This is a genomic window from Rhizobium sp. CG5 (genome assembly GCF_023701945.1).
GTDB lineage: Bacteria > Pseudomonadota > Alphaproteobacteria > Rhizobiales > Rhizobiaceae > Allorhizobium.
In genome coordinates this window covers 72,781-97,286 of sequence record NZ_JABAEF010000018.1, presented here as the reverse complement: position 1 = coordinate 97,286, position 24,506 = coordinate 72,781, and the positions used below count along the sequence as shown (strand labels likewise).

The following is a 24,506-nucleotide window of genomic DNA, read 5'->3' as shown; positions in this document are numbered from 1 at the left end:
TTTTGACCTGATAATTCGATAAAACCGGAATTATGGAAGGAGAATGACATGACGGAGCTCAGGCACTTGCCGGTCGCGGTCATCGGCGCGGGGCCCGTGGGGCTTGCAGCCGGCGCCCATCTGCTGTCGCGCGGCCTGACGCCGGTCATTCTCGAGGCCAGCCCTTCGGTGGCGGCCTCCTTGCGCGCCTGGGGCCATGTCCGGGTCTTCTCGCCCTGGCGTTATGTCGTCGATGCTACGGCCGCCCGCCTGCTGGAGAGCACCGGCTGGTCGGCGCCGGACCCGGAAGGACTGCCGACCGGCGCGGAGATCGCCGAGCGCTACCTGGCGCCGTTGGCGCAGCATCCGGCCCTTGCGCCGCACATCCGCTTCAACGCCACAGTGTCCGCCGTCACCCGCCAGGGCCTCGACAAGATGTCGAATGCCGGGCGGGAGGCGTCCCCCCTGGTCATCCGCTATGTCGACGGGCAGGGCCGGGACCGCCAGCTGCTGGCCAGCGCCGTGCTGGACGCTTCCGGCACCTGGAACCGACCTAATCCGGCCGGCATCGATGGCCTGCCGGTGCAAGGGGAAAAAGTGGCGGGCGACCGCATTGCCTATGGCATTCCCGACGTGCTGGGCGCGGATCGCGCCGCTTATCAAGACCAGCATGTGCTGGTGATCGGCAGCGGCCATTCGGCCATCAATGCCGTGCTCGCCTTGCTGGAATTGCAGGGCCAGGCCCCCGCCACCCGCGTCTCCTGGGGTCTGCGCAGCAATAGGCTGCAGCGGCTTTTGGGCGGCGGCCTCAACGATCAGCTGCCGGCCCGTGGCGCGCTTGGCCTTGCCGCCGGTCAGGCAATTTCTGAAGGTCGGCTCGATCTGCTGGTGCCCTTCGATCTGCAGCGGATCGAAACCCAAGGCGATGGCCTGCTGCTCAACGCCAGCGTCGAAGGACAGGACCGCGTCCTCGCCGTCGACCGCATCATCGTCGCCACCGGCTTTCGCCCCGATCTGTCGATCGCTGGCGAACTCCGGCTCGATCTCGACCCGTCGGTCGAGGCGCCGCGTCGCCTGGCGCCGATGATCGATCCCAATCTGCATTCCTGCGGTTCGGTGCCGGCCCATGGGGTCGACGAACTCGCCCATCCCGAGCCAGGCTTCTATATCGTCGGCTCGAAATCCTACGGTCGCGCCCCGACCTTCCTGATGGCGACCGGCTATGAGCAGGTCCGCTCGGTGGTGGCCGATCTGGCCGGCGATGCGGTTGCGGCCCGTGAGGTGCATCTGGTCCTGCCGGAAACCGGCGTCTGCAGCTCGGTCGAGATCGACGGCGATGACGGCGCCAGAAAAGCCGGCTGCTGCGGCGGGCCGCCGCCAACGGACGTCGATGCCTGCTGTGCCGCCGATGCGACGGCCAAGGCTGAAGGGGCCGCCGGCTGCGGTTGCGGCACGCCTGCCGCGACGCCGCACCTTGCGACGGAGCCTGCCCAATGAGCGGCGCCGCTGCGCCGGCCCGGTTGATCTGGGCGCTCGGCGTCACGCAGATCATCGGCTATGGCTCGCTCTATTATTCCTTCAGCATCCTGGCGCCGGAGATGGCGCGCGATGTGGCGCTGCCGCTCGACTGGCTGTTTGCCATTCTCTCCGTCTGCCTGCTGGCGGGCGGCATGATGGCGCCCAAGGCCGGCCGCTGGGCCGATCGCTTCGGGGCAGGGCGGCTGATGGCGCCGGGCTCGCTGGCGGCGGGCCTTGCCCTTCTCGCCGCCGCGCTTTCGCCCAATGCATTTTCGCTTGCCCTGTCGCTGGCCGCCATGGAAATCGCCTCGGCCTTCGTGCTCTACGGCACGGCCTTTGCGGCCATCGTCCAGGCCGGCGGCCGCAGCGCCCAGCGCAGCATCACCCATCTGACGCTGATCGCCGGTTTCGCCTCGACGCTGTTCTGGCCGCTGACCGCCAGCCTGCACGAGCATCTCTCCTGGCGCATGGTCTATATGCTGTTTGCCGCGCTCAATATTCTGGTCTGCCTGCCGATCCATGTCTGGGCCGGCCGCCTGCCGCGGGTGGCGGATCTCGAGCCCGTGGCAAAGCTGGCCGTGAGCGATCCGGCCGGAACGACGAATGCGGCGGGAAAACCGGTGAACTCGCCCTCCGGCAATCTGCTGTTCGGGCTGATGCTGGCCGCCTTTGCCGCCGAAGGCCTCGTGCTCTCGTCGATCCTCGTGCACATGGTGCCGCTGATCACCGCCCTTGGCCTTGGCACGGCCGGGCTTCTCGTCTCCGCACTGTTCGGCCCGTCGCAGGTGGCAAGCCGCTTGATCAACATGCTGTTCGGCGGCCGGCTGTCGCAGACCATGCTGGCGGTCATTGCCGCCGGCCTCCTGCCGCTGGCCCTCATGCTCCTGACCGCCACCAGCCCCTGGCTGCCGGGCGTCATGCTGTTTGCCGTGCTGTTCGGCCTCGGCTCCGGCCTCACCAGCATTGTCGGCGGCACGCTGCCGCTGGAACTGTTCGGCCGGGCCGGTTATGGCGCCCGCCTCGGCTGGGTTACGGCGGCCCGGCAGTTTTCCGCAGCGCTTGCCCCCTTCGCCTTCGCCTTTGCCCTGCAGCGCTTCGGCACCGGCATCGCCCTGACCATCGGCACCGTGCTGGGCGCCGGCGGTCTGGCGCTGTTTGTCGCCATCGCCGTGATCCGCTACCGCCTCGCGCCGTCCCCGGCCGTGGTCGCCGCCGGCGAATAACGGCTGGGGCCATCGCCTGGAACTTTACCGCGTCACCACCATGAACATGGCATGGTGAGAGACCGAACTTCCCGGCACACTCCTTTCCAGCATGAAACGCTTCGACCCCGTCCGGTGCGCCGGCGCGGCAGGTGTTTCTGCAAGATGTTTGATAGGATTTTCGTTTGAAGGCTCGCCCCCGTCTAGGGATCTGGCCCCTCATCCCCCTGCCGGGACCTTCTCCCCGTGAACGGGGAGAAGGACGACGTCGCACCGCCCTATGTCCCTCACGCGCGTCGAGTGGGGCACGTCCCCTCTCCCCGTTCACGGGGAGAGGGCTAGGGTGAGGGGCAGGGAGATGGGAGGCGTTCGAATGGAAACCGTGTCATCTAACCCGACCCCAAAAGGAGATTTCAGCATGCAGACCTTCCCGTTCCGGCTTGCAGCCATTGCCTTTGCCGCAGCGCTTGCCCTCGCCACCGCCGCCTCCGCCCAGGATGCCTTTGCCGCGTCAGATGCCAATGGCGATGGCGCGCTGGATAGCGCCGAATTCGTCACCTTCATCAACATGGCCGCCAAGGCCGGCCGCGGCCAGGCCAAGAAGGTGGCGGCCAACAATATGTATGGCAAGGCCTTTGCCCGCGTCGACAAGAACCAGGATGGCAAGATCGCGCCGGGCGAAGTGGCAGCGCTGCAATAGAAACCGTCGATCCGAGAGCCGGCCATGCCTCGACCCCGCATCCTTGCCGCGCTTTTTCCGGCCGTGCCGCTGATCTCAAGCGGCTCGGTCTTGCTGCTGCTGATTGCGCTTTCAGCAAAAAATGCCATCCTGACCAGGGGTGATGCCGGTCCGGCAAGGGCGGGTGAGGGAAGGGGATGACGATGACCCAGGCACATCGGGATCGCGACAACGAGACGACAATCACCATTCTGGTCGTCGAGGATGACGCGCCGATCCGCTGGCGGGTCTGCGATGCCCTGCGGCTCGCCCCGGAATTCGTCGTCTCGGAAGCCGCCACCCTGGCCGAAGCGCGCAGCCTGCTTTCCGGCAATCCCAGCCGCGTGCTGCTGACCGATATCCGCCTGCCGGACGGCACCGGCATCGACCTGATCCGCGAGGTGAGAAGCAAGCAGCCCGACACCGAGATCATGGTGATCTCCATCCTCGGCGACGAGGAAAGCGTGCTGTCGGCGATCATGGTCGGCGCCAACGGCTATCTGCTGAAGGATGCCTTTCCGGCCGATATCGTCGAGACGGTGCGCGATCTGGTGCGCGGCCATTCGCCGATTTCCGCCTCGATTGCCCGCTTCATCGTCAAACGCACCCAGGCAACGCCGCAAAGCGCCCCGCTTGCCAATCTCAATGCCGCCCGGCTGACGCCGCGCGAGATCGACATTCTCTGGGGCATCGCCAAGGGCTTCAGCTATGCCGATATTGCAGACCATCTCGGCATTTCGCGCCAGACCGTGCCCGGCCATATCAAGAACATCTATCGCAAGCTGGAGGTCAACACCCGCGGCGAGGCGGTGTTCGAGGCCCTGCAGCAGGGGCTGATCAAGGTATGATCCAGTCCTTTATGGCGCCTTTCGGCAGGCCCGATGCCTACCTGCTGCGCGGCGTGGTCTTTGCGCTTTCGTGCGTGCTGGCGGTCGCAGCCGGCCTTGGCCTGCTCAGCCTGCGCTTGCCCGAGCCGCCGCGGCAGTATCGTTTCACCGCCGTCATGGCTGAACTCCAGCCGGGCGAATGGCGCCGCATCACCCTGCCGAACCTCAACCGCGACGCGGCCCCCAAGCCGGGCGACACGCTCTATCGCCTGTCCTTCGAGATCCCGGCCGATCAGGCCGCCAGCCCCTGGGCTGTGTTCCTGCCGCGCTTCATGATCGATGCGGCGGTGCTGGTCAACGGCGTCGAAATTGCCGACAGCCGCGATGGTCCCGGCGCCGGCAAGCCGGACCGCAACATACCCCTGCTCGGCGTCATTCCAAAGCCGCTGCTGCGCGACGGCGCCAATGAGCTGACCGTCGCCGTCATGTCCACGGCGCCGGTCGCCGAGTATCTGGAGAGCATCTATGTTGGTCCGGAGGAGGCCCTGCGCCCCGCCTATGACCGGCGCATGATGCTGTTCGGCCTGCTGCCCATCGTGCTACTGTCCTGGCAGGTGATTGTCGGCGCCCTGCTGCTGACCATCTGGTGCAGCCGGCCGCGCGAGATCGCCTACGCCTTCCTGGCATTCGCCATGCTGTTCGGCGTCACCCGTGTGGCCGCGCTGACGCTGCAGACGCCCCTGCATCTGGCCCTGGCCGGCGCGGCGCTGGCCTTTGAAATGGGGCTGGCGGTGCTGTTTGTGCTGGCCTTTCTCGATATCCGCCTGCGCTGGTGGCACGGGCTGGTATTCGTGCCGGCGGGTCTGGTGCTGTCGATCGGGCTTTACGGCGATCCGACGATGATCCTGGTCGCCTATATGCTGTTCGGGCCGCCGAGCTTCGGGCTCTATCTGCTGCTGATCGGCGGCCTGTTCTGCTGGTCGGCCATCGTCTGGGCACGGGGCGCCAGTTTCCTGATGGGCATTGTCATCGCAACGGTATCGACCGGCTGGGCCCATGATGTCGCGATCCTCGCCGGCTACTTCGTCGATCAGCGCTATTTTGTCGGGCGGCTGTCCTATTCCACCATGCTGATTGCCATCGGGACCCTGCTGTCGCTGCGCTTCGTGCAGGCGCTCAACAAGATCGACAATTTCGCCGCACAGATGGTGGTCAAGATCGCCGAGACCGAGGACAAGCTGCGCCGCAGTTTCGCGCGGGAAGAGCTGCAGGCGCGCAACCAGGCCCTGGCGCTGGAACGCGGCCGGCTGATGCGCGACCTGCATGACGGGCTGGGCGGCCAGCTGGTGCGCATCGTGGCGCTGAGCGAGCGCGGCGGCAGCGATCCGGGCGGCGGCGATGGGGCGGCGAGCAGCAGCGAAAACCCGATCACCGAGGCGGCCCGCGCTGCGCTCAAGGATCTGAGGCTGGTGATCGATGCCATGGAGGATGTCGGCGGCGACCTTCTGCTGGCGCTCGGCTCCTGGCGCGAGCGCACCGCCATGCAGCTGCGCGCCCATCAGATCGAACTCGACTGGCAGGTCAGGACCAATGGCGGCCTGCCGCACTTCGAGGACCTGCGGCCCTGGCACGTCATCCAGATCGTCAGGCTGATGGACGAGGCGATCACCAATGCCGTCAAACATTCCGGCGCCGGCCGAATTTCGGTGATCCTGCGCACCGTGAGCAACGCCGCGGCCGGCAATGGTCAGGGAGACAGCACGGTCCACATCGTCATCCGCGACGACGGCCACGGCTTCGTGGCGAACGAGCCCGGCCATGAGACCGGCCACGGCCTTGCCAATATGCGCCGACGCGCTGATCTCTGCCAGGCGCGGTTGACCATCGACAGCGGCCCGGACGGCACCTCGGTGGCGCTCGACCTGCCAAACCGCTTTCCGCCGATGCCCGAAGCCCAGGTTTTTTCCGGTCCGCCGCCGGTGTCGGGAACCCTTCCTTGAGGATTTGCGTGAAATCTGACGGTGCTGCCCCTCACCCTAGCCCTCTCCCCGCAGGCGGGGAGAGGGGACGCTGCTGCGATGAGCTGCTGACGCCCCATTTCCCATTCGACGGCGAAGATGCAAAGACCGCGAGGGTGCGGCATGTCCCTTCTCCCCGCTTGCGGGGAGAAGGTGGCGGCAGCCGGATGAGGGGCGGCCCCCGTCCGACGGTCAGCCGATCGACGGAATATCGCTTCCTGTCGCTGCCAGGAAAAACACTGTGGCACCCGGCACAGGGGGGTGGTGTGGGGACCTTGCCGCAGGAGAGACAGGGAACCCTGCGGCATGTGCCGGGCGCCGAACGGCTGCGGCGAGAGACGGGCCGCGCCGTTATCCTTATTGAACGTATTGGATGGGTGGCCGAGCGGCCGGCAAACGCTTTAGCGCACGCCGACGCGGTTGACCGGGCCGCCGCGATTGCCGGGCACGCCGCGCACCCCAACGCCGGGCGCACCGACGCCGGGCACGGCGACGGCGGCCGGCCGCCGGGCAGCACAGCCGACCGGATAACCGGGCCTTGTGCAATAGACCACGACGGCGGTCGGGCGGGCGACGCAGCCCTTCGGCACGCCGACGGTCTTGCAATAGACCACCGCCGCTGCCGGTTTGGCCGGCAGCAGGCTGGCGCCGGCAAAGGTGGAAAGGGCAAGGGCAAGCCCGCAGCCTGTGCGGGTCAGAAGTGCAGCATAGGTCATGGTTTTTGTCCTGTCTCGAAGACTTGGTGAACCCACCCGGCAGTATCTGCCGGCCCTGTTCTTATCGCAGAGGCCGGCCTGGGCGGCCATGCCATGAACATGGGGGCCAAGGGGTATTTGCGCTTGGCGAGCCGGGCCGAAAACTGCGGGCAAAGAGTATACCCAATATTAAGCAATAGTACCTGTGACGTTGGTACTTTCTTATTACCGTAATTTTCGATATTGAGGCCTGACACGGGAAATCGGGGGCGATGACCGCGGCGTCACGACAGCGAGCGGACGCGGCATTGGCCCGCCGGCGGGAGATGGAACAAGGTGATGAACACGGGTTCGAAAGCCGGCCTTGAAGAGTTGCGGCGCGCGCTGGCCCGCAGCCGTTTCGGTTTCTTTGCCATCGGTGTCTTCAGCTTCTTCGTCAATCTGCTCGTCTTGACCGGCCCGCTGTTCATGCTGCAGGTCTATGACCGGGTGCTGGCCGCCCGCTCGGAGCCGACGTTGCTCGTGCTCTTCCTGCTGGTGGTCATGCTCTATGCCATCATGGGCATTCTCGACCATCTGCGGGCGCGCATTGCGGCGCGCATCGGCGCCCGTTTCCAGGCCGATTTCGACATTCGTGTTTTCCGTGCGCTGCTCGACCGCACGACGCTGGCCTCGCGCGGCATCTCCGGCGCGTCCGGCATGCGCGATCTCGATTCGGTGCAGAAAGTGCTGGCCTCGCCGGCCATTTTTGCCGTCTTCGACATCCCCTGGACGCCGGTCTTCATCTTCGTGATCTTCGTCTTCCATCCCTGGATGGGCTGGCTGGCGGTGGCTGGCGGCGCCTTCCTGATCGTCTTGACCTGGCTCAACCAGAACGGCACCAAGCGCCACCAGATCAAGGCGCTGGAGGCAACCCGCCAGAGCGAGGAAATCACTGCGGCCCTTTCCCGCGACAGCGATACCGTGCGGGCGCTGGGCATGCGCCGCAGTGCTGCGGAGCGCTGGCAGAAGGCGCGGTCCGTGGCGCTCGAGGCCAATATGGAATATTCGGATGCCAACGGCTTCTATGCCACGGCCTCCAAGACCTTCCGCATCTTCCTGCAATCGGCCATCCTGGCGCTCGGCGCCTGGCTGGTGCTGAAGGGCGAGATCAATGCCGGCGCGATGATTGCCGGCTCCATCCTGATCGGCCGTGGTCTGGCGCCGATCGAAGGCGCCATCGGCCAGTGGTCCATGGTGCAGCGCGCTTTCGAGGGCTGGCGCGGCCTCGCGCATCTGTTGACGCAGGTGCCGGAAGACGATCTGCGCACCGCCCTTCCGAGACCGCGCGCCATCCTCAACGTGCAGCAGGTGACGGCTGTGCCGCCCGGCGAAAACATCGCCACCCTGCGCATGGTCAGCTTCGACCTGCCGCCCGGCCAGGCGCTCGGCGTTATCGGCCCGAGCGGTTCCGGCAAGTCGACGCTGGCCCGCCTTTTGACCGGCGTCTGGCATCCCGCCGCCGGCAAGATCCGCCTCGACGGCGCCTCGCTCGAACAATATGGCCCGGACGATCTGGCCGATCACATCGGCTACCTGCCGCAGGACGTGGTGCTGTTTGAAGGCACGATCGCCGAAAACATCGCCCGGCTCGACAGCCATCCCGACCCGCAGCGGGTGGTGGAGGCCGCCAAGAAGGCCGCCGCCCACGAGATGATCCTGAAGCTGCCGAACGGCTACGACACGCGGCTGCCGGCCGTCGGCCAGAAGCTGTCGGGCGGCCAGAAGCAGCGCATCGGTCTTGCCCGCGCGCTCTACGGCAATCCGGCCATCGTCATTCTCGACGAACCCAATTCCAATCTCGATGCCGAGGGTTCCAATGCCCTCAACCTTGCCATCCGGGCGATGAAGGCCGATGGCCGCTCGGCCGTCATCATGGCCCATCGCCCGGCGGCGATCGAGGAATGCGACCTGATCCTCATTCTCGACGGCGGCACCCGCGTTGCCTTCGGCCCGCGTGACGACGTGCTGCGCGCCCATCTGCGCAACGCGTCCCAGGTCGTCGGCCTGCCCGGCGGCACCAATACCACCATGATACAGGGGCCGCAGCGATGAGCCTGGTCCAGAAAATACCCTCGGCCGGCGCGGTCCGCTGGAACAGCCGCAGCCACATGCTGGCCGGTTTCCTGACGCTTGCCTTCCTGGTCATCGGCATCGGTGCCTGGGTGGCCCTGACGACGATCCACGGCGCGGTGATCGGCAGCGGCATCGTCGAGGTCGAGACCAATCGCCAGGTCGTGCAGCACCAGATCGGCGGCGTGGTCGGCGAGATCCTGGTCCAGGACGGCGATGTCGTGACCGCCGGCCAGGTGCTGATGCGCTTCGACGAGAAGATCGACCGCTCGGAACTGGCCATCATCGAAGGCCAGCTCTATTCGCTGCTCGGCACCCAGGCGCGGCTGAAGGCCGAACAGGACGATACGGCCGACATCCAATTCGATCCGGACATGCTGGAACGCGCCAAGACCGATGCCGATGTCGCGGAAATGGTGACCGGCCAGACGCGGCTGCTGAACGCCCGCCGCGATACCCGCGACAAGCAGATCGGCCAGCTGGTCGAGCGCCGCAAGCAGATCACCGAGCAGATCGACGGCCTGGTCGACCGCGTTACCGCGCTCGAGCGGCAGAAGAGCTTCATCGATTCCGAACTGGTCGGCCAGAACAAGCTTCTGAAGGAAGGGCTGACCCAGACCAGCCAGGTCATGGCGCTGGAACGCGAAGGCGCCGAGATCGATGGCGATACCTCGGGCGCCCGCGCCAGCGTCGCGGAAAACCGCGCCCGCATCGCCGAGATCGAGATCGCCATTCTCAACGTGTCGAGCGCCATGCGCGAAGAGGCGATCACCCAGCTGCGCACCATCGAGGCGCAGATCGCCGAGCTGCGCCAGCGCCGTATCGCGGCGATCGAAACCCTGAGCCGCATGGAGTTGCGCGCGCCCGTTGGCGGCGTGGTGTTCGGCCTGCAGGTGCATGCGCTGCGCGCCGTGGTGCGGGCCGCCGAACCCATTCTCTACATCATCCCGCAGGATGTCGGCCTGGTCGTCACCACCAATATCCCCCCGGCGTCGATCGACCAGGTGCATGTCGGGCAGAAGGCCGAGCTGCTGTTCGTCGCCTTCGACCGTCACCAGACGCCGGAGATCAAGGGCACCGTTGCCGAAGTGTCGGCTGACGTGTTCAGCGACGAACGCTCCGGCGCCAGCTTCTACAAGGTGCGCATCCTGCCGGATGCCGGCGAGATCGCCAAGCTCGGCACGGCCCATATCGTGCCGGGCATGCCGGTCGAGGCCTTCATCCAGACGACGGAACGTTCGCCGCTCACCTATCTGGTCATGCCGCTGGCCCATTATTTCAGCAAGGCCTTCCGCGAACGCTGAGCGTTGCTTGGCAAAAATGCTGCAACGCACAATATTCTGCGGTTCGACGCCGCCGAAGAGATTGCCGCAGTTCTCAACCTGCGTTAAGATCACAATTGTTGGTTGTTGGCGTCATCATCAGGTCGGATCGACCGGTTATGCCATGAAGACTTGGCGATGCTTGACAATGAACCGGCCTGCAGCCGACGTGGCGGCGTCATCTGCAGGCCAAAAGACCAGGCGGGCACCATGGGGCAGGTGATATTTGGCAGTTAAGCGGCATCGGCATCGTCAGGAACGCATCACCCTTATCGATGTCGCCAGGGTTGCAGGCGTCAGTTCGATCACGGTATCGCGGGCGCTGCGCAATCCGGAAAAAGTCTCTCCCAAACTGCGCGACACCATTCTTCGGATCATCGAGGACATGGGCTATGTGCCGGATTTCGCCGCCCGCGCCCTGGCGAGCCGCAACAACGGCATCATCGGCGTTCTGTCACCCGCCCTGGCCAGCTATGTCTTTTTGAGCGTCATGCGCGGCATCGAGGATCGGGTTCGCTCCACAGATCTGCGCATTCAATATGCCAACACCCATTTCGACCCCGCCGAAGAGATCAAGCAGCTGAAATTGTTCTTTGGGCAGAATCCGGCCGGCATCATCATTGCCGGTGTGGAGGTGCACGAACCGGTGATCGAGCTTCTGAAAAAGGCGCCATGTCCGGTGGTGCAGATTATGGATATCACCGTGCCGCCGGTCGACATGGCGATCGGCATCGATCACCGGGCCGCCGCCATCGCCGCCACCCGGCATCTGCTGGCGGCCGGCTATCGGCGCATCGGCCTGCTCGGCGGCCATATGGACATCCGCGGCCGCCACCGCCTTGAAGGCTATCGCTCCGTGCTGGAGGAGGCCGGCCTGTTCGATCCGGCCCTGGTGCAATCCTCCGACATCCATACCAGCGTCGGCGTCGGCTGCAGCCTGCTGGACCGGCTGCTGCGCCAGGTGCCCGACAGCGATGCCGTCTTCTGCCACAATGATGATATCGCGCTTGGCGTGCTGTTCGAATGCCAGCGCCGGGGTTTACGCGTGCCGGAGGATTTCGGCATCTGCGGTTTCAACGACCTGGACTTCACCAGTGTTTCGCAACCGACGCTGACCACCGTGCGGTTGCCGCGCTACGACATCGGCTATCGCGCCGTCGAAATGATCGTGCGCGCCGAAACCGACAACCGCATCCGTGGCACCGTCGATCTCTGTTACACGCTGATCGAACGGCAATCGACACGGAAGATGGGCTGAAGATTGGAAACGGCTAAAACCGATCGGGCAGGACATCTGCGGCCGGTCTTCTCCTCTCGGGGAGAAGGTGGCGCGCAGCGCCGGATGAGGGGGACGGCAGGTCTCTGCGCACTGGCCCCTCATCCCCCTGCCGGGACCTTCTCCCCGTGAACGGGGAGAAGGACAGATGCCGCACCGTCTCCGCCCTCTCTCAACGCCCAATGGGGCACGTCCCCTCTTGCAACACCGAGCGGGGCAAGTTCCCTCTCTCAACGGTCGAGTGGGGCACGTCCCCTCTCCCCGCTTGCGGGGAGAGGGCTAGGGTGAGGGGCAAGGCAGAGGGGCAAGGCAGAGGGCCAGGGGTGAGGGGCAAGGCAGGCTTGCCGGACAGTCCGTCTCAAGCCATCGCCGTTTCAAAAAGGCTTCTCTCAGCCGTCCAGGCCATCAAACAACGCGCGGGCGGCGCCGGCGGTGATGCGGCGGGTTTCCACCTCGTCGCGGCGGCTCGCCAGCAGCTCGGTGGCCATCACCTGGTCGGCGAGGTCGGCCGGCAGCGAGACGATGACGCGGGCGTCATGGGCATGCAATCCGCCGAGATCGGAGCGCTTGGCGGTGATCATACCGCCGGCCACCGTATTGTTGGTGTCGGGGTCGATCAGGATGAAGGCGCCGGTCGCCCGGTTCAGCTCATAGGCATCGAACACGGCCTTCTCGTCGAAATCCAGATGCACCTTGCCGATGCCGTTCATCGGCAAAATGTCGGCCGGGTTCCACTTGCCGGTCTTCAGGTCCAGCTGCGAGATCGGCTGCACCTGCACGCGCTGGCGGCGCGAGCCGGATTTCAGCCAGTAGCGCTTGCCCGGCAGGATGCCGTCCGGCTGCAGGGCGACCATCTGCGCATCGAAGGACAGGCCGATCTGCGGCTGGCTGTCGAGCGAGACGATCATGTCGCCGCGCGACACGTCGACCTGCCGGTCGAGCACCAGCGTCACGGCATCGCCGGCAACGGCGGCATTGCGCACCAGGTCGAAGGTGACGATCTGCTTGACATTGGCAACGGCGCCCGACGGCAGGATGGCGACGCTGTCGCCCGGCTTGACCGCGCCGCCGGCAACGGTGCCCTGATAGCCGCGAAAACTTTCGCCGGGCCGGCAGACGCGCTGCACGGGCAGGCGGAAACCGGTGGTCTGGGCCGAGCGCAGGGTGGCCAGCTCCAGGGTTTCGACCAGCGTCTGGCCGTCATACCACGGCATCACGGATTTGCCGGAATAGACGACGTTCTCGCCCTTCAGCGCCGACATCGGGATGGTGGTGATCTGCCGCACGCCGAGCGTCAGGGCGAGCGCCTTGAACTCGGCGGAGATCGCCTCGAACCCGGCCCGGTCGTAATTGGTCAGGTCGATCTTGTTGATCGCCAGCACGAACTGCTTGATGCCCATCAGCGAGGCGATGGTGGCATGCCGACGGGTCTGCTCGAGAATACCGGTGCGGGCATCGACCAACAGCACGGCGAGATCGGCGGTCGAGGCGCCGGTTGCCATGTTGCGGGTATATTGCTCATGGCCGGGTGTGTCGGCGACGATGAACGAGCGCTTGTCGGTGGCGAAATAGCGATAGGCGACATCGATGGTGATGCCCTGTTCGCGTTCGGCTTGCAACCCGTCGAGCAGCAGGGCGAAATCCGGCAGGCCGAGATCGTTCTGCTTGCCGCTGTCACGGTGCAGCGTCGCTGCCTGGTCTTCCTTGACCGCCTTGGTATCCCAGAGCAGGCGGCCGATCAGCGTGGACTTGCCGTCGTCGACGCTGCCGCAGGTGATCAGGCGAAGCGGGCGGACGTCGCGGCCGACAAAGACCGGCTCGGACTGCGGCAGGGTATCGGCAAGGGCGGTGGCGCTAGTGGGCGTCATCTCAGAAATATCCTTCGCGTTTTTTCTTTTCCATCGATCCGGCCTGGTCCTTGTCGATGGCGCGGCCCTGGCGTTCGGAGACGGTGGCGATTTCAAGTTCGGCGATCACGTCGTCGAGCGTCGTTGCCGTGGAGCGGATGGCGCCGGTCAGCGGGAAGCAGCCGAGCGTGCGGAAGCGGATCATGCCCTCCTGGCGCACTTCGCCGGGCAGCAGTTCGAGCCGCGGATCTTCGGCCAGAATCATCATGCCGTCGCGCTCGACGAAGGGGCGCTTGGCGGCGAAATAGAGCGGCACCAGTGGGATCTGTTCCGCCTGGATATAGCGCCAGATGTCGACCTCGGTCCAGTTCGACAGCGGGAAGGCGCGCACGCTCTCGCCCTTGCGGATCATGCCGTTATAGACGTTCCACAGTTCCGGGCGCTGGTTGCGCGGGTCCCAGCGATGGTCGGGCGTGCGGAACGAATAGATGCGCTCCTTGGCGCGGCTGGCCTCCTCGTCGCGCCGCGCACCGCCGAAGGCCGCATCATATTTGCCGGCATCGAGCGCCTGGCGCAGAGCCTCGGTCTTCATGATATCGGTATAGAGCGACGAGCCGTGGCTGAACGGGCTGATCTTCTCGGCTGCGCCGCGCGGATTGGTATGGGCCACCAGATCGAGATCGTAGCGGTCGACCATCTCGTCGCGAAAGGCGATCATTTCCTTGAACTTCCAGCCGGTGTCGACATGCAGCAGCGGAAAGGGGACGCGGCCGGGATAAAACGCCTTGCGCGCCAGGTGCAGCAGCACGGACGAATCCTTGCCGACCGAATAGAGCATCACAGGCTTTTCGAACTCGCCGGCCACTTCGCGGAAGATGTGGATCGCTTCGTTTTCCAGCGCCTTCAGATGCGGATCGAGCGGTTCCTTGGCCGGCTGGTCCTTGGAATGGGTATCGAATTCGGAATGGTGCATATCGTTATCCTGGCAGGCCCCTGGGGCCCCTTTTTCTTGCGGTTTTGCCTCGCCAGCGTCTGGTTCGAGAAACCAGATCGGGCGAGGCGTCCGCCTGTCATTCGCGTGATTTACAAGGAGCTGGCGGTGAGCGAGGTTGCTGCGGCTTCCGGGACATGCAGTCCGCACTCGCGCTTTTCGTCGTTTTCCCACCACCATCGGCCAGCCCGTTCCGGTTCGCCCGGACGGATGGCCCTCGTACACGGCTCGCAGCCGATGGACGGAAAGCCGCGGGCATGCAGCGGATTGATCGGCACGGCCTGCGCGTCCACATAGGCGTTGATGTGGTCGAGCGACCAGTCGGCCAAAGGATTGATCTTCAGCAGATTGCGCTCGGCATCATATTCGGCAAACGGCGTGGTGGCGCGATTGCCCGACTGTCCGCGGCGCAAGCCCGTCACCCACACGGCAGCGCCGTCCAGGGCGCGGGCCAAAGGCTTCAGCTTGCGCACATGACAGCAGGCGTGGCGGGCTTCGACGCTGTCGTAGAAACCATTGAGGCCGTACTGGCTGGCATAGGCATCGATATCGGCCTGATCCGGTGCGTAGCGGGTGATCGTCATGCCGAAGCGGTCTTCGGTCTCGGTCATCAGCGCCACGGTTTGCGGAAACAGCCGGCCGGTTTCGAGCGTCGCCACTTCGATCGGCAGGCCCGCCAGGCCGATGGCGGCGGTGATCACCTGATCCTCGATCCCGAGGCTGGTGGTAAAAACGGCGCGTCCGCCAAGTTCGGCGACGAGACGCAGTCGGGCCGTCAGATCGAGGCCAGCCAAGGTGGCATCGAGCGTTTCGGCGTCCTGTGCGGCATTTTGAGCGGTCATCGGGGATTCCTGTAGCCCATGTTTGTGACACTATCGCAGTTTGTCGCGCCGCCTGACAGAAACAGCCGTTCTGGATGTGTCGTCATGGGAGCAAATATCTCTCCCCATGCCGGTTGCAAAAGAAAACCCGCCCATGCGGCCGGTGCTGGCGTCCGCAGGCCGCAACGTCGACTATTTCAGGGCTGCAGCAATTGTAGCGGTGATGTTTCGGAACTGTTTACCGCCCTGTGAGACAAGGCTGGCTCCATCCAGACATACTAATAAAAGCGCCGTTGCCGTCATCACTCCCAGGTTCACCATGGTCGATACATCACTTGAGTCTCCCCTGCCGCCGTCGGCGCGCCGCTTCTATCGACCGCTTGGCCGCGCCGCGCAGCGAACGGCCGGCGCCGTGCTTTCCGGCGTCAAGATGCGGGCTGTCGTGGCATCGGCGCTGGTTGCCCTGGCGCTGGTCTCCCTGGTTCAGCTGCTGGTCGATGAGAGCGTCCTGCGGCTCGGCTGGCAGGTTTGGCGGATGCAGGACACCCTGCCCGAGGAAGGCCCGATGGGACTGGCGCTGTTCCTCGGCATGCTGGCGACTCGACGTTTCACCTGGCGTGGCAGAACACCATCCCGGCCGTGTCCTGATCAGGTGCAGCGTGCCGTCGCGCTGCTCGACGCACAGCCGCATGCCTGCGCCGGGCTGGTTCGGCTCGGCGACAAATCGGTGCTGTTTTCCGATTGCGGCAAGGCCTTCATCATGTATGCCCGCAAGGGGCGCTCGCTGGTGGCGCTGTTCGATCCTGTCGGCGATCGCGCCGCCTGGCCGGATCTCGTGGCCGCCTTCTGCGATCTGGCCCGCCGTCAAGGATGCCGGCCGGTCTTCTACCAGGTCTCTCAGGATTTCCTGCCCCATGCCGTCGATCTCGGCCTGCACTCCCTCAAGCTCGGTGAACAGGCAGTGGTCGACCTGACGACCTTCGACACCAGGGGTGGCGACTGGGTGAAACTGCGCCGCTCCATCAACCGGGCGGAACGCGACGGCCTGCAATTCGCGATGCTGTCGCCGGCAGAGGTTCTTGCGGCGATGGATGACCTCGAAAATGTCTCGAATGCCTGGCTCGCCCAGCACAATGCCGCCGAAAAAGGCTTTTCGCTCGGCACCTTCAAACGCGACTATGTGGCATCGGGACCGGTCGCCGTCATCCGCCTCGACGGCCGCATCGTCGCCTTCGCCAGCATTCTGACCGCCGATGCGGGCGGCGACGCCTTCATCGACCTGATGCGGCATCTGCCCGATACCCATCGCGGCATGATGGACCTGCTGTTCGTGCGCACCATGGAGCATCTGAAGGGCGCCGGCTATCGGGCGCTCAATCTCGGCATGGCGCCGCTCGCCGGCCTGTCGAGCCACGCCCATGCACCGCTCTGGAACCGCATCGGCCGCCGTGTCTATCGGACTGGCGAGCGCTACTACAATTTCCAGGGTGTCCACAGCTTCAAGTCGAAATTCGATCCGCAATGGCAGCCGCGCTACTTCGTGGTCAAGGGCGCCGCGCTGCCGGTTGTCGCCCTGTTCGATGTCACCATGCTGATCGGCGGCGGGCTGCGCGGCGTTCTGCGTCGATGACCGGCCCTGCATCGACCGGCTGCCGTCGGCTGTCGGCGGCGCTGCTGGCAGCGCTCTGGCTGTTGGGGACATCCGCCGTGGCACCGGCGACCGAACTGCAGACCGCCAGCCTGCCGACGGATCGCCTGATCCGGCCGAGCGGCGACATTGCGGGGCTCGTGGTCCTGCTGTCCGATGCCGCCGGCTGGTCGCCGGCCGAAGAGGCCGCGTCCCAGGCGCTGGCAGCGGAAGGCGCATTGGTCATTGGTGTCGATCTGCCATCCTATTACGCGGCGCTGCGCCGCGAGACGCGCGACTGCCTCTACCTGATCGCCGATGTGGAAAAACTGTCCAAGGAGATCCACCGGCTGGAGGGTCTGCAGACCTACCACCCGCCGCTGCTCGCCGGTTGGGGCGAGGGGGCAAGTCTTGCCCTGGCGATGACGGCCCAGTCGCCGCAAGCCACGATCTCGGAGACCGTGGCGGTCGATCCCGGCGCCCCTGTTCCCCTTCAGACCCCGCTCTGCACGCCGGCGCCGAAAACGCCGGTGCCTGGCGGCATCGTCTACGGCTTGACATCCGGCGCCCTGCCGCAACCGGTCTCGATCGCCTTCAGCCGGCAGGCCGGGCCGGAGGGACGCGCCCAGGCCGCAGCCCTCAAGGCGAGCCATCCCGATATCGTCATCACCGACGGAGCCGGCGCTGCCGCAGATCTGGTGACCGATCAGCTCCGCGCCGCCTCTCTGCGCCACATGAAAACCGCAGCCCCGCTCGACCTGCCGATCGTCGTGCTCGATGCCGAGCCGGTCTACGACACCCTGGCGGTGATCTATTCCGGCGATGGCGGCTGGCGCGATATCGACCAGAAACTCGGAGCCCATCTGCAGGAGGCCGGCGTGCCCGTGGTCGGCGTCGATGCGCTGCGCTATTTCTGGAGTGAGAAGAGCCCCGAGCAGACGGCCGCCGACCTCACGCGCATCCTGGCCGTTCACAAGGCCCGCTGGAAGGTCCGCAAGGTCGTGCTCGTCGGCTATTCCTTCGGCGCCAATATCCTGCCGGCGACCTATCTTCGCCTGCCCCAGGCGGATCGACAGGCGATCACGCTGCTCTCGCTGCTGGCCCTGTCGCACGCCGCCGATTTCGAGATTGCGCTGACCGGCTGGGTCGGCATACCCGGCTCTGCCAAACACGGCGATCCCGTCGATCATCTCAACGGCATAGAGCCGGTCAAGATCCAGTGCATCGAGGGAAAGGACGATCCGGAAAACGCCTGTCCCGCCCTTCGCCCGCGTCTGGACGAGGGCGTCGAGATCATCACCCGCGATGGCGGCCATCACTTCGACGGCGATTACCGGGCCCTGAGCGCGTTCATCCTGCAACGGCTGGGCGCGCCGCTGCCGTGAGGAGCGACACCCGGACATGCGGTTCGTCTGCGATGGCGCTCAACCAAAGGTGAACCCGATCGCCCTGTTGATGCGGCCGCTGGATCGGCTTTTCTAAAGCTAAGACGCCGGCCATCTTGTCCGATTGCCGATCCGTGGTATGCTGCATCGCAATTGCAACGCAGGAGGCTTCCGATGAAATCCGCAACCATCCCATCGCTTCGTGTCGATCCGCAGCTGCGCGCCGATGCAGAAAGCGTGCTGAACGAAGGCGAAACCCTGTCCGCATTCGTGGAACATTCGCTGAGAAAACAGATCCATTATCGCAAGACCCAGGCCGAATTTATCGCCCGGGGACTTGCATCGCTTGCCGAAGCCGAGCGCACGGGTGTCTATTACACGACCGAGGAGGTGCTTGGCGAGTTGAAGGGTATGCTTGATGCCAAGCGGGCGGAAAACGCTCGAAAATGAGCTACAAGATCCAGTGGACGTTGAAATCACGTGAAGATCTGCGCAGGCACTACGCTTACCTCCTTGACTTTGACGAGGACATTGCCGCGCACGCTTACGCGGCAATAACAAAGTCGGTGACGCTGCTGGAAACCTTTCCCTTCAGCTGTCGCAAGGCCAAGGGCGACGACGCGTTTCTGCGCGAACTCGTCGTGCCGTTCGGTTCAAGCGGCTATATCGTCCTGTTTCGTGTCGACGACGGAAAAACGGTGACCGTTGCCGCCGTCCGCCACCAGCGCGAGGACGACTATTACTGACCCTTACCGATCGCTCGTCTCCCAGCGCGGGTTCATCCACGGTTCCTGGTTCGAGCGGGGCAGGGGCTGCTTGCCGAGGATGTGGTCGGCGGCCTTTTCTCCGGTCATGATCGATGGGCCGTTGAGATTGCCATAGGTGACATGCGGGAAGATCGAGCTGTCGGCGACCCGCAGACCCTCGACGCCGATCACCCGCGTTTCCGGATCCACCACCGCCATCGGATCGCGGCTGTCGCCCATCCGGCAGGTGCCGCAGGGGTGATAGGCGCTCTCCAGGTGTTCGCTCAGGAAGTCGTCGATCTGCTCGTCGCTCTGCAGCGCTTCGCCCGGCTGGATTTCCGGTCCGCGGAATTCGTCGAAGGCCTGCTGGCCAAAGATCTCGCGGGTCAGCCGCACGCAGTGGCGAAACTTTTCCCAGTCTTCGGGATGGCTCATATAGTTGAAACGGATGACCGGATCGGCCATCGGATCGGAGGAGCGCAGCGTCACGCTGCCGCGCGATTTCGACAGGTTGTAGCCGACATGGGCCTGGAAGCCGTGGCTCTTGGCGGCCGCCTTGCCATCGTAGGAAATCGCCACGGGCAGGAAATGATACTGGATATCAGGCCGCTTGACGCCGGCGCTGGAGCGCAGGAAGGCGCAGGCCTCGAACTGGTTGGAGGCGCCAAGCCCGCCCTTCGACAACAACCATTGCGCGCCCGCCACCCCCTGCCAGAACCACGGCAGCCAGGAATAGAGGCTGACCGGCTTGGTGGAGACCTGCTGGAAGTAGAATTCCATATGATCCTGCAAGTTGGCGCCGACCCCCGGCCGGTCGACCTTGACCTCGATCCCCATCTCTTTCAGGTGATCGGCCGGACCGATGCCCGACAGCATCAAGAGTTTCGGCGAGTTGAACGACGAGGCCGAGACGATCACCTCGCGATTAGCCTTCACCACCTCGATTTTCCCGGCCCGCTCGATCTCGACGCCAACCGCGCGACCGTTCTCGATCACCACCTTGCGGGCGAAACAATGGATCACCCGGCAATTGTCGCGCTTCAGCGCCGGCCGCAGATAGGCATTGGCCGCCGACCAGCGCCGGCCCTGGTGGATGGTCTGCTCCATCAGGCCAAAGCCCTCCTGCTTGCAGCCGTTACAGTCTTCCGTCGTCTCGAATCCGGCCTGCTGGCCGGCCTTGATGAAGGCATGGAACAGCGGATTGTGGACCGGCCCGCGCTGTACATGCAGCGGCCCGTCCGTGCCGCGCCAGCCGGATTCTCCGCCATGGCTGTGCTCCATGCGCTTGAAATAGGGGAGAACGTCGGCATAGGCCCAGCCGCGCGCGCCAAGCTCTTCCCAGTTGTTGAAATCCTCGGCGTGGCCCCGCACATAGACCAGACCATTGATCGACGACGAGCCGCCCAGCACCTTGCCGCGCGGCGCGGTGATGCGGCGGTTGTTGAGATTCGGCTCGGGTTCGGAGAGATAACCCCAATTGTAGCGCTTCATGCTCATCGGCCAGGCAAGGGCCGCCGGCATCTGGATGAATGGCCCGAAATCCGAGCCGCCATATTCCAGCACGATCACCGAATGCTTGCCATCCTCCGACAGCCGATAAGCCAGCGCCGAGCCGGCCGAGCCGGAACCGATGATGATGAAGTCTGCCTGGTTCATGGGGCTCCCGACGGTCTATTGGAAAGAGTGACAGGTGTATTGCGATGCGCTATAATCCGCATGCGCGGTATAGCTCAGGGCGACGGTGTCGGAATGAAAGAGGTCGTGGTATCCCGGCTTGCCGATAAAGCGCTGATGCGCATGCAGCCGAAACGGCGGCTGGCGATCATTGAAAAAGTCAAAGCCTATGCGCGCGGAGACGTGGTCGACATCAAGAAGATGAAGGGTGGAAATCTCTACCGCATCAGGGTCGGGCAGGATCGCGTCATCATCGATGATAAGGGCAGGATCGTCTTGGTCATGGACGCAGGCCCGCGCGGCAGTATCTACAAGGAGTGAGCCACAATGGGCGATATCAAGCGGTTCGACATCGACGGCAAGGCCTATGTCCTGCTGAGTGAAGAAGATTACGAAGATCTCGTTGATGGAATGAGAGCGAACGCGGTCCTGGCTGGGATTGCCGCAGGGGAAGAAACCTGGCCTCTGGAAATCGTCGAGGCTCGCGCCAATGGCGGAAATGCCGTGCGGATCTTCCGCACCTACCGCGGCATGACCGTTTCCGAGCTCGCTGCCGCGGCCGGCATTTCGCAGCCCTACCTGTCTGAAATCGAGACCGGAAGAAAGACCGGCAGTGTCGACGTGCTGAAGCGCATCGCCACCGCATTGAAGGTCGATCTCGACGATCTCGTGGTTGATAAGGCCGACTGAGCCGCTCATCTCAATACGGCGCCTCGACTCGGCCCATGCCGACATAGATCGTCTTCAGCTCGCTGTAGTGCTCCAGGGCTGCTTCCGAATTTTCCCGCCCGAAGCCGGATTGTTTCGAGCCGCCGAACGGCATTTCCACCGGGCAGAGATTGTAGGTGTTGATCCACAGCGTGCCGGCCTCGAGCTGGTCGACCACCCGGTGGGCCCGCGCCATGTCGGCGGTGAAGACGCCGCCGGCCAGGCCGAATTCGGTGTCATTGGCCCGGGCGATCACATCCGACTCGTCGTCGAAATCGAGCACGCACATGACAGGCCCGAATATCTCTTCCCGCGCGATGGTCATGCCGTCGGTGACATCGGCAAACACCGTCGGCTGCACGTAATAGCCTTCGCCCGACACCGTGTTGGGAATGCCGCCGCCGGTCAAAAGCGTCGCGCCTTCGGCTCTGCCCTTTTCGATATAGCCGAGCACCTTTTCGCGCTGCGCAAACGACACCATCGGCCCCATCTGCGTCGCCTCGTCGGTCGGATCGCCGATCAGGATCTTTTCCGTGCGGGCCTTCAGGCGCTTCAGAAACTCCGTCTTGATGGCGCTGTGCACGAAGACGCGCGTGCCGTTCGAGCAGACCTGGCCGGTCGAGTAGAAATTGCCGAGCATGGCGCCGCCGATCGCGCTGTCGAGATCGGCATCGTCGAAGACGATGATCGGCGATTTGCCGCCAAGCTCCATCGTCACATGCTTGAGGTTGCCTGCCGCCGCCGCCGCCACCTTGCGACCGGTCGGCACCGAGCCGGTCAGCGACACTTTCGCGACATCAGGATGGTTGACCAGTAAAGGACCGGTGTCGCGGTCGCCCTGGATGACGTTGAACACGCCCTTCGGCAGGCCGGCCTCGATCAGGATCTCGGCGATCTTCAGCGCCCCCAGCGGCGTCATTTCCGACGGCTTGAACACCATGGCATTGCCGGCGACAAGCGCCGGGGCCGCCTTCCAGCAGGCGATCTGCTGGGGATAGTTCCAGGCCCCGATGCCGACCACCACGCCGAGCGGCACCCGCTTGGTATAGGCCCAGTCGGAGCCCAGCGGAATCTGGCTGCCGTTCATCGCCGAGGGCGCAATGCCGCCGAAAAATTCCAGCGCATCAGCGCCCGATGTCGGGTCGGCGACGATGGTTTCCTGGATCGGCTTGCCGGTGTCGAGCGTTTCCAGCTCCGACAGTTCGCGGTTGCGGATCCGCATGATCGCCGCGGCATTTTTGAGAATGCGGCCGCGCGCCATCGGGCTTAGTGCCGCCCATTCCTTCTGCGCCCGCTTGGCCGAGGCGATCGCCTGCTCGACGATCGCAGGCGTTGCCGCATGCAGCCGGGCGATCACTTCGCCGGTCGCCGGATAAAGGCTCTCGATCACCGTGCCGGCGGTGTCCTCGACATAGGCGCCGTCGATGAAGTGCGAGGCTTTCGGTTGGGCTTTCATGATCATTCTCCGCGCGGATAACGTTTGGATTCTTCGAGGATGTTGAGGTCCATGTGGTTGCGCATGTAGCGCTCGGAGGCCTTCTGCAGCGGCTGGTAATCCCAGGGGAAATAGCTGCCGTTGCGCAGCGCCTCGTAGACCACCCAGCGCCGCGCCTGGCTTTCGCGCACGGCGGCGTCAAAGGCAGCCATGTCCCAGCGCGCCTTGCGCATCGCGGTGAAATAGGAAAGCAGATCGGTATAGCCGGGCAGGGCGGCCAGATTGTTGAGCTCCTGCGGGTCGGTTTCCAGGTCGAACAACTGGTCCGGGTCGAGCGTGCAATGGATATATTTCCACTTGCCCTCGCGGATGGCGACCAGCGGCGCATAGGAGCCTTCCGCGGCATATTCCATCAGCACCGGCGCTGAGCGGCTCTCGCCCTTCATCATGCCGGTCAGGCTCATGCCGTCGGTCCAGGGTTCGATTTCGGCGATCGAAATGCCGGCAAGTTCGGCCATGGTGGGCGTGATGTCGAGATTGGAGGTCGGCGTGACATGCAGGCCGGGGGTGATGCCGGGACCGGCCACCATCAGCGGCACGCGGGCCGAGCCTTCGAAGAAGTTCATCTTGAACCACAGCCCGCGCTCGCCGAGCATGTCGCCATGGTCGGAGCAGAACAGGATGAACGTGTCGTCCAGCATGCGGGTGCGCGTCAGCGTGTCGATCAGCTCTCCGACCTTTTCGTCGAGATAGGAGATATTGGCGAAATAGGCCTGGCGCGAGCGGCGGATATGCTCCTCCGTCACGTCGAAATTGGCATAGTCGCAGGAATGGATGATGCGCTTGGAATGCGGATCCTGTTGGCTTTCGGGCAGGGCGCCGACCTCCGGCATCAGGTATTGGCAATCCTCGTAGAGATCCCAGAATGTCTTGCGCGCCACGTAAGGATCGTGCGGATGGGTGAAGGACACCGTCAGGCACCACGGCCGGCGCTCAGGATCGTCGTTTTCGCGCGAGAGATGATAGAGCTTCTGGTTGGCCAGAAAAGCGACCTCGTCGTCATATTCCATCTGGTTGGTGATCTCGGCGACGCCGGCGCCGGTCACCGAGCCGAGATTGTGATACCACCAGTCGATGCGCTCGCCGGGCTTGCGGTAATCCGGCGTCCAGCCGAAATCGGCCGGGTAGATGTCGGTGGTCAGCCGCTCCTCGAAACCGTGCAACTGGTCCGGCCCGACGAAATGCATCTTGCCCGACAGCGCGGTATAATAGCCGGCGCGGCGCAGGTGATGGGCATAGGTCGGGATCGACGAGACATATTCGGCGGCATTGTCATAGACCTGCGTGCGGCTCGGCAATTGCCCGGCCATGAACGAGGCCCGCGCCGGCGCGCAGAGCGGCGAGGACGTATAATTGTTGCGAAACCGCGCCGACCGCTCGGCCAGGCTTTTCAGATGCGGCGCATGCAGAAACTCCGCCGGCCCATCGGGAAAAAACGTCCCGTTCAACTGGTCGACCATGATGATCAGGATATTGGGTTTATGGGCCATGCGTTTTCTCTATTGTTCCTGTCCTGCGTGTAGCGTGCCCCTCATCCCCCTGCCG

21 protein-coding genes are annotated in these 24,506 nt (G+C 64.7%); 14 read left to right on the top strand and 7 right to left on the bottom strand.

From position 1 onward, the window contains the following. Positions 1-48: 48 nt before the first annotated feature. The 5 genes from HGO38_RS24345 to HGO38_RS24325 all read left to right on the top strand — a co-directional run bounded on the left by HGO38_RS24345 (position 49) and on the right by HGO38_RS24325 (position 6,244). A complete protein-coding gene (locus HGO38_RS24345) occupies positions 49-1,476 on the top strand; it encodes an NAD(P)/FAD-dependent oxidoreductase (protein ID WP_250958407.1) in 1,428 nt (475 codons plus the stop codon). Further along, the gene (arsK, locus tag HGO38_RS24340) at positions 1,473-2,720 is read left to right on the top strand and encodes an arsenite efflux MFS transporter ArsK (RefSeq protein ID WP_250958406.1); all 1,248 of its coding nucleotides are present in this window, start codon (positions 1,473-1,475) and stop codon (positions 2,718-2,720) included. The genes HGO38_RS24345 and arsK overlap by 4 nt, the downstream gene beginning before the upstream one ends. Before the next feature lie 397 nt (positions 2,721-3,117). Then, the gene (locus HGO38_RS24335; protein WP_250958405.1) at positions 3,118-3,399 is read left to right on the top strand and encodes an EF-hand domain-containing protein; all 282 of its coding nucleotides are present in this window, start codon (positions 3,118-3,120) and stop codon (positions 3,397-3,399) included. Positions 3,400-3,581: 182 nt separating this feature from the next. After that, positions 3,582-4,265 (top strand): response regulator, encoded by a 684-nt coding sequence (locus HGO38_RS24330; RefSeq protein ID WP_250958404.1) that lies wholly within the window; start codon positions 3,582-3,584, stop codon positions 4,263-4,265. Next, complete coding sequence (locus tag HGO38_RS24325) at positions 4,262-6,244, top strand: sensor histidine kinase (RefSeq protein WP_250958403.1); 1,983 nt, start codon at positions 4,262-4,264, stop codon at positions 6,242-6,244. The genes HGO38_RS24330 and HGO38_RS24325 overlap by 4 nt, the downstream gene beginning before the upstream one ends. Before the next feature lie 419 nt (positions 6,245-6,663). Here HGO38_RS24325 and HGO38_RS24320 read toward each other — a convergent pair whose 3' ends face one another. Next, positions 6,664-6,978: a hypothetical protein gene (locus HGO38_RS24320; RefSeq protein WP_250958402.1), complete on the bottom strand. Its 315-nt coding sequence runs from the start codon at positions 6,976-6,978 to the stop codon at positions 6,664-6,666. 318 nt (positions 6,979-7,296) lie between these two features. On the opposite strand from HGO38_RS24320, the gene HGO38_RS24315 reads away from it, so the two are divergent. The 3 genes from HGO38_RS24315 to HGO38_RS24305 all read left to right on the top strand — a co-directional run bounded on the left by HGO38_RS24315 (position 7,297) and on the right by HGO38_RS24305 (position 11,649). After that, positions 7,297-9,051, top strand: coding sequence for a type I secretion system permease/ATPase (locus tag HGO38_RS24315; protein ID WP_250958401.1), 1,755 nt, complete (start codon positions 7,297-7,299; stop codon positions 9,049-9,051). Next, positions 9,048-10,373 carry an HlyD family type I secretion periplasmic adaptor subunit gene (locus HGO38_RS24310; RefSeq protein ID WP_250958400.1) on the top strand — a complete coding sequence of 442 codons (1,326 nt, stop codon included), beginning with the start codon at positions 9,048-9,050 and terminating at the stop codon, positions 10,371-10,373. The genes HGO38_RS24315 and HGO38_RS24310 overlap by 4 nt, the downstream gene beginning before the upstream one ends. A gap of 244 nt (positions 10,374-10,617) precedes the next feature. Next, positions 10,618-11,649: a LacI family DNA-binding transcriptional regulator gene (locus HGO38_RS24305; RefSeq protein WP_250958399.1), complete on the top strand. Its 1,032-nt coding sequence runs from the start codon at positions 10,618-10,620 to the stop codon at positions 11,647-11,649. Between the two features lie 407 nt (positions 11,650-12,056). Here HGO38_RS24305 and cysN read toward each other — a convergent pair whose 3' ends face one another. The 3 genes from cysN to HGO38_RS24290 form a co-directional block, all read right to left on the bottom strand. Then, positions 12,057-13,535, bottom strand: a complete 1,479-nt coding sequence (cysN, locus tag HGO38_RS24300; RefSeq protein ID WP_250958398.1) for a sulfate adenylyltransferase subunit CysN — start codon at positions 13,533-13,535, stop codon at positions 12,057-12,059. A gap of 1 nt (position 13,536) precedes the next feature. Then, positions 13,537-14,487, bottom strand: a complete 951-nt coding sequence (gene cysD / locus HGO38_RS24295) for a sulfate adenylyltransferase subunit CysD (protein WP_250958397.1) — start codon at positions 14,485-14,487, stop codon at positions 13,537-13,539. 110 nt (positions 14,488-14,597) lie between these two features. Then, positions 14,598-15,347: a phosphoadenylyl-sulfate reductase gene (locus HGO38_RS24290; RefSeq protein WP_250958396.1), complete on the bottom strand. Its 750-nt coding sequence runs from the start codon at positions 15,345-15,347 to the stop codon at positions 14,598-14,600. Between the two features lie 298 nt (positions 15,348-15,645). On the opposite strand from HGO38_RS24290, the gene HGO38_RS24285 reads away from it, so the two are divergent. From HGO38_RS24285 to HGO38_RS24270, 4 genes are all read left to right on the top strand, one after another. Beyond that, entirely contained in the window at positions 15,646-16,956 is a 1,311-nt protein-coding gene (locus HGO38_RS24285) for a phosphatidylglycerol lysyltransferase domain-containing protein (RefSeq protein WP_250958395.1), read from the top strand. After that, complete coding sequence (locus HGO38_RS24280) at positions 16,953-18,338, top strand: AcvB/VirJ family lysyl-phosphatidylglycerol hydrolase (protein ID WP_250958394.1); 1,386 nt, start codon at positions 16,953-16,955, stop codon at positions 18,336-18,338. Before HGO38_RS24285 ends, HGO38_RS24280 begins: the two co-directional genes overlap by 4 nt. Positions 18,339-18,512: 174 nt before the next feature. Then, positions 18,513-18,788, top strand: coding sequence for a YlcI/YnfO family protein (locus HGO38_RS24275; protein WP_250958393.1), 276 nt, complete (start codon positions 18,513-18,515; stop codon positions 18,786-18,788). Next, positions 18,785-19,084, top strand: coding sequence for a type II toxin-antitoxin system RelE/ParE family toxin (locus tag HGO38_RS24270; protein WP_250958392.1), 300 nt, complete (start codon positions 18,785-18,787; stop codon positions 19,082-19,084). Before HGO38_RS24275 ends, HGO38_RS24270 begins: the two co-directional genes overlap by 4 nt. A 3-nt stretch (positions 19,085-19,087) precedes the next feature. On the opposite strand, the gene betA is transcribed toward HGO38_RS24270, so the two are convergent. Further along, positions 19,088-20,740: a choline dehydrogenase gene (gene betA, locus HGO38_RS24265; protein WP_250958391.1), complete on the bottom strand. Its 1,653-nt coding sequence runs from the start codon at positions 20,738-20,740 to the stop codon at positions 19,088-19,090. 60 nt (positions 20,741-20,800) lie between these two features. Between betA and HGO38_RS24260 the strand changes: the two genes are divergently transcribed. Together HGO38_RS24260 and HGO38_RS24255 are read left to right on the top strand one after the other, a co-directional pair. Next, positions 20,801-21,079 carry a type II toxin-antitoxin system RelE family toxin gene (locus tag HGO38_RS24260; RefSeq protein WP_250958390.1) on the top strand — a complete coding sequence of 93 codons (279 nt, stop codon included), beginning with the start codon at positions 20,801-20,803 and terminating at the stop codon, positions 21,077-21,079. 6 nt (positions 21,080-21,085) lie between these two features. Further along, positions 21,086-21,448, top strand: a complete 363-nt coding sequence (locus tag HGO38_RS24255) for a helix-turn-helix domain-containing protein (RefSeq protein WP_250958389.1) — start codon at positions 21,086-21,088, stop codon at positions 21,446-21,448. 10 nt (positions 21,449-21,458) lie between these two features. Here HGO38_RS24255 and betB read toward each other — a convergent pair whose 3' ends face one another. Further along, positions 21,459-22,922 (bottom strand): betaine-aldehyde dehydrogenase, encoded by a 1,464-nt coding sequence (betB, locus tag HGO38_RS24250; protein WP_250958388.1) that lies wholly within the window; start codon positions 22,920-22,922, stop codon positions 21,459-21,461. Positions 22,923-22,924: 2 nt separating this feature from the next. Next, positions 22,925-24,451: a choline-sulfatase gene (gene betC, locus HGO38_RS24245; RefSeq protein ID WP_250958387.1), complete on the bottom strand. Its 1,527-nt coding sequence runs from the start codon at positions 24,449-24,451 to the stop codon at positions 22,925-22,927. Positions 24,452-24,506 lie beyond the last annotated feature (55 nt).

Coding starts and splice junctions, on each gene's coding strand:
- HGO38_RS24345 (WP_250958407.1), top strand. CDS start 49: ATGACGGAGCTCAGGCACTTGCCGGTCGCGGTCATCGGCGCGGGGCCC.
- arsK (WP_250958406.1), top strand. CDS start 1,473: ATGAGCGGCGCCGCTGCGCCGGCCCGGTTGATCTGGGCGCTCGGCGTC.
- HGO38_RS24335 (WP_250958405.1), top strand. CDS start 3,118: ATGCAGACCTTCCCGTTCCGGCTTGCAGCCATTGCCTTTGCCGCAGCG.
- HGO38_RS24330 (WP_250958404.1), top strand. CDS start 3,582: ATGACCCAGGCACATCGGGATCGCGACAACGAGACGACAATCACCATT.
- HGO38_RS24325 (WP_250958403.1), top strand. CDS start 4,262: ATGATCCAGTCCTTTATGGCGCCTTTCGGCAGGCCCGATGCCTACCTG.
- HGO38_RS24320 (WP_250958402.1), bottom strand. CDS start 6,978: ATGACCTATGCTGCACTTCTGACCCGCACAGGCTGCGGGCTTGCCCTT.
- HGO38_RS24315 (WP_250958401.1), top strand. CDS start 7,297: ATGAACACGGGTTCGAAAGCCGGCCTTGAAGAGTTGCGGCGCGCGCTG.
- HGO38_RS24310 (WP_250958400.1), top strand. CDS start 9,048: ATGAGCCTGGTCCAGAAAATACCCTCGGCCGGCGCGGTCCGCTGGAAC.
- cysN (WP_250958398.1), bottom strand. CDS start 13,535: ATGACGCCCACTAGCGCCACCGCCCTTGCCGATACCCTGCCGCAGTCC.
- cysD (WP_250958397.1), bottom strand. CDS start 14,487: ATGCACCATTCCGAATTCGATACCCATTCCAAGGACCAGCCGGCCAAG.
- HGO38_RS24290 (WP_250958396.1), bottom strand. CDS start 15,347: ATGACCGCTCAAAATGCCGCACAGGACGCCGAAACGCTCGATGCCACC.
- HGO38_RS24285 (WP_250958395.1), top strand. CDS start 15,646: ATGGTCGATACATCACTTGAGTCTCCCCTGCCGCCGTCGGCGCGCCGC.
- HGO38_RS24280 (WP_250958394.1), top strand. CDS start 16,953: ATGACCGGCCCTGCATCGACCGGCTGCCGTCGGCTGTCGGCGGCGCTG.
- HGO38_RS24275 (WP_250958393.1), top strand. CDS start 18,513: ATGAAATCCGCAACCATCCCATCGCTTCGTGTCGATCCGCAGCTGCGC.
- HGO38_RS24270 (WP_250958392.1), top strand. CDS start 18,785: ATGAGCTACAAGATCCAGTGGACGTTGAAATCACGTGAAGATCTGCGC.
- betA (WP_250958391.1), bottom strand. CDS start 20,740: ATGAACCAGGCAGACTTCATCATCATCGGTTCCGGCTCGGCCGGCTCG.
- HGO38_RS24260 (WP_250958390.1), top strand. CDS start 20,801: ATGCGCGGTATAGCTCAGGGCGACGGTGTCGGAATGAAAGAGGTCGTG.
- HGO38_RS24255 (WP_250958389.1), top strand. CDS start 21,086: ATGGGCGATATCAAGCGGTTCGACATCGACGGCAAGGCCTATGTCCTG.
- betB (WP_250958388.1), bottom strand. CDS start 22,922: ATGAAAGCCCAACCGAAAGCCTCGCACTTCATCGACGGCGCCTATGTC.
- betC (WP_250958387.1), bottom strand. CDS start 24,451: ATGGCCCATAAACCCAATATCCTGATCATCATGGTCGACCAGTTGAAC.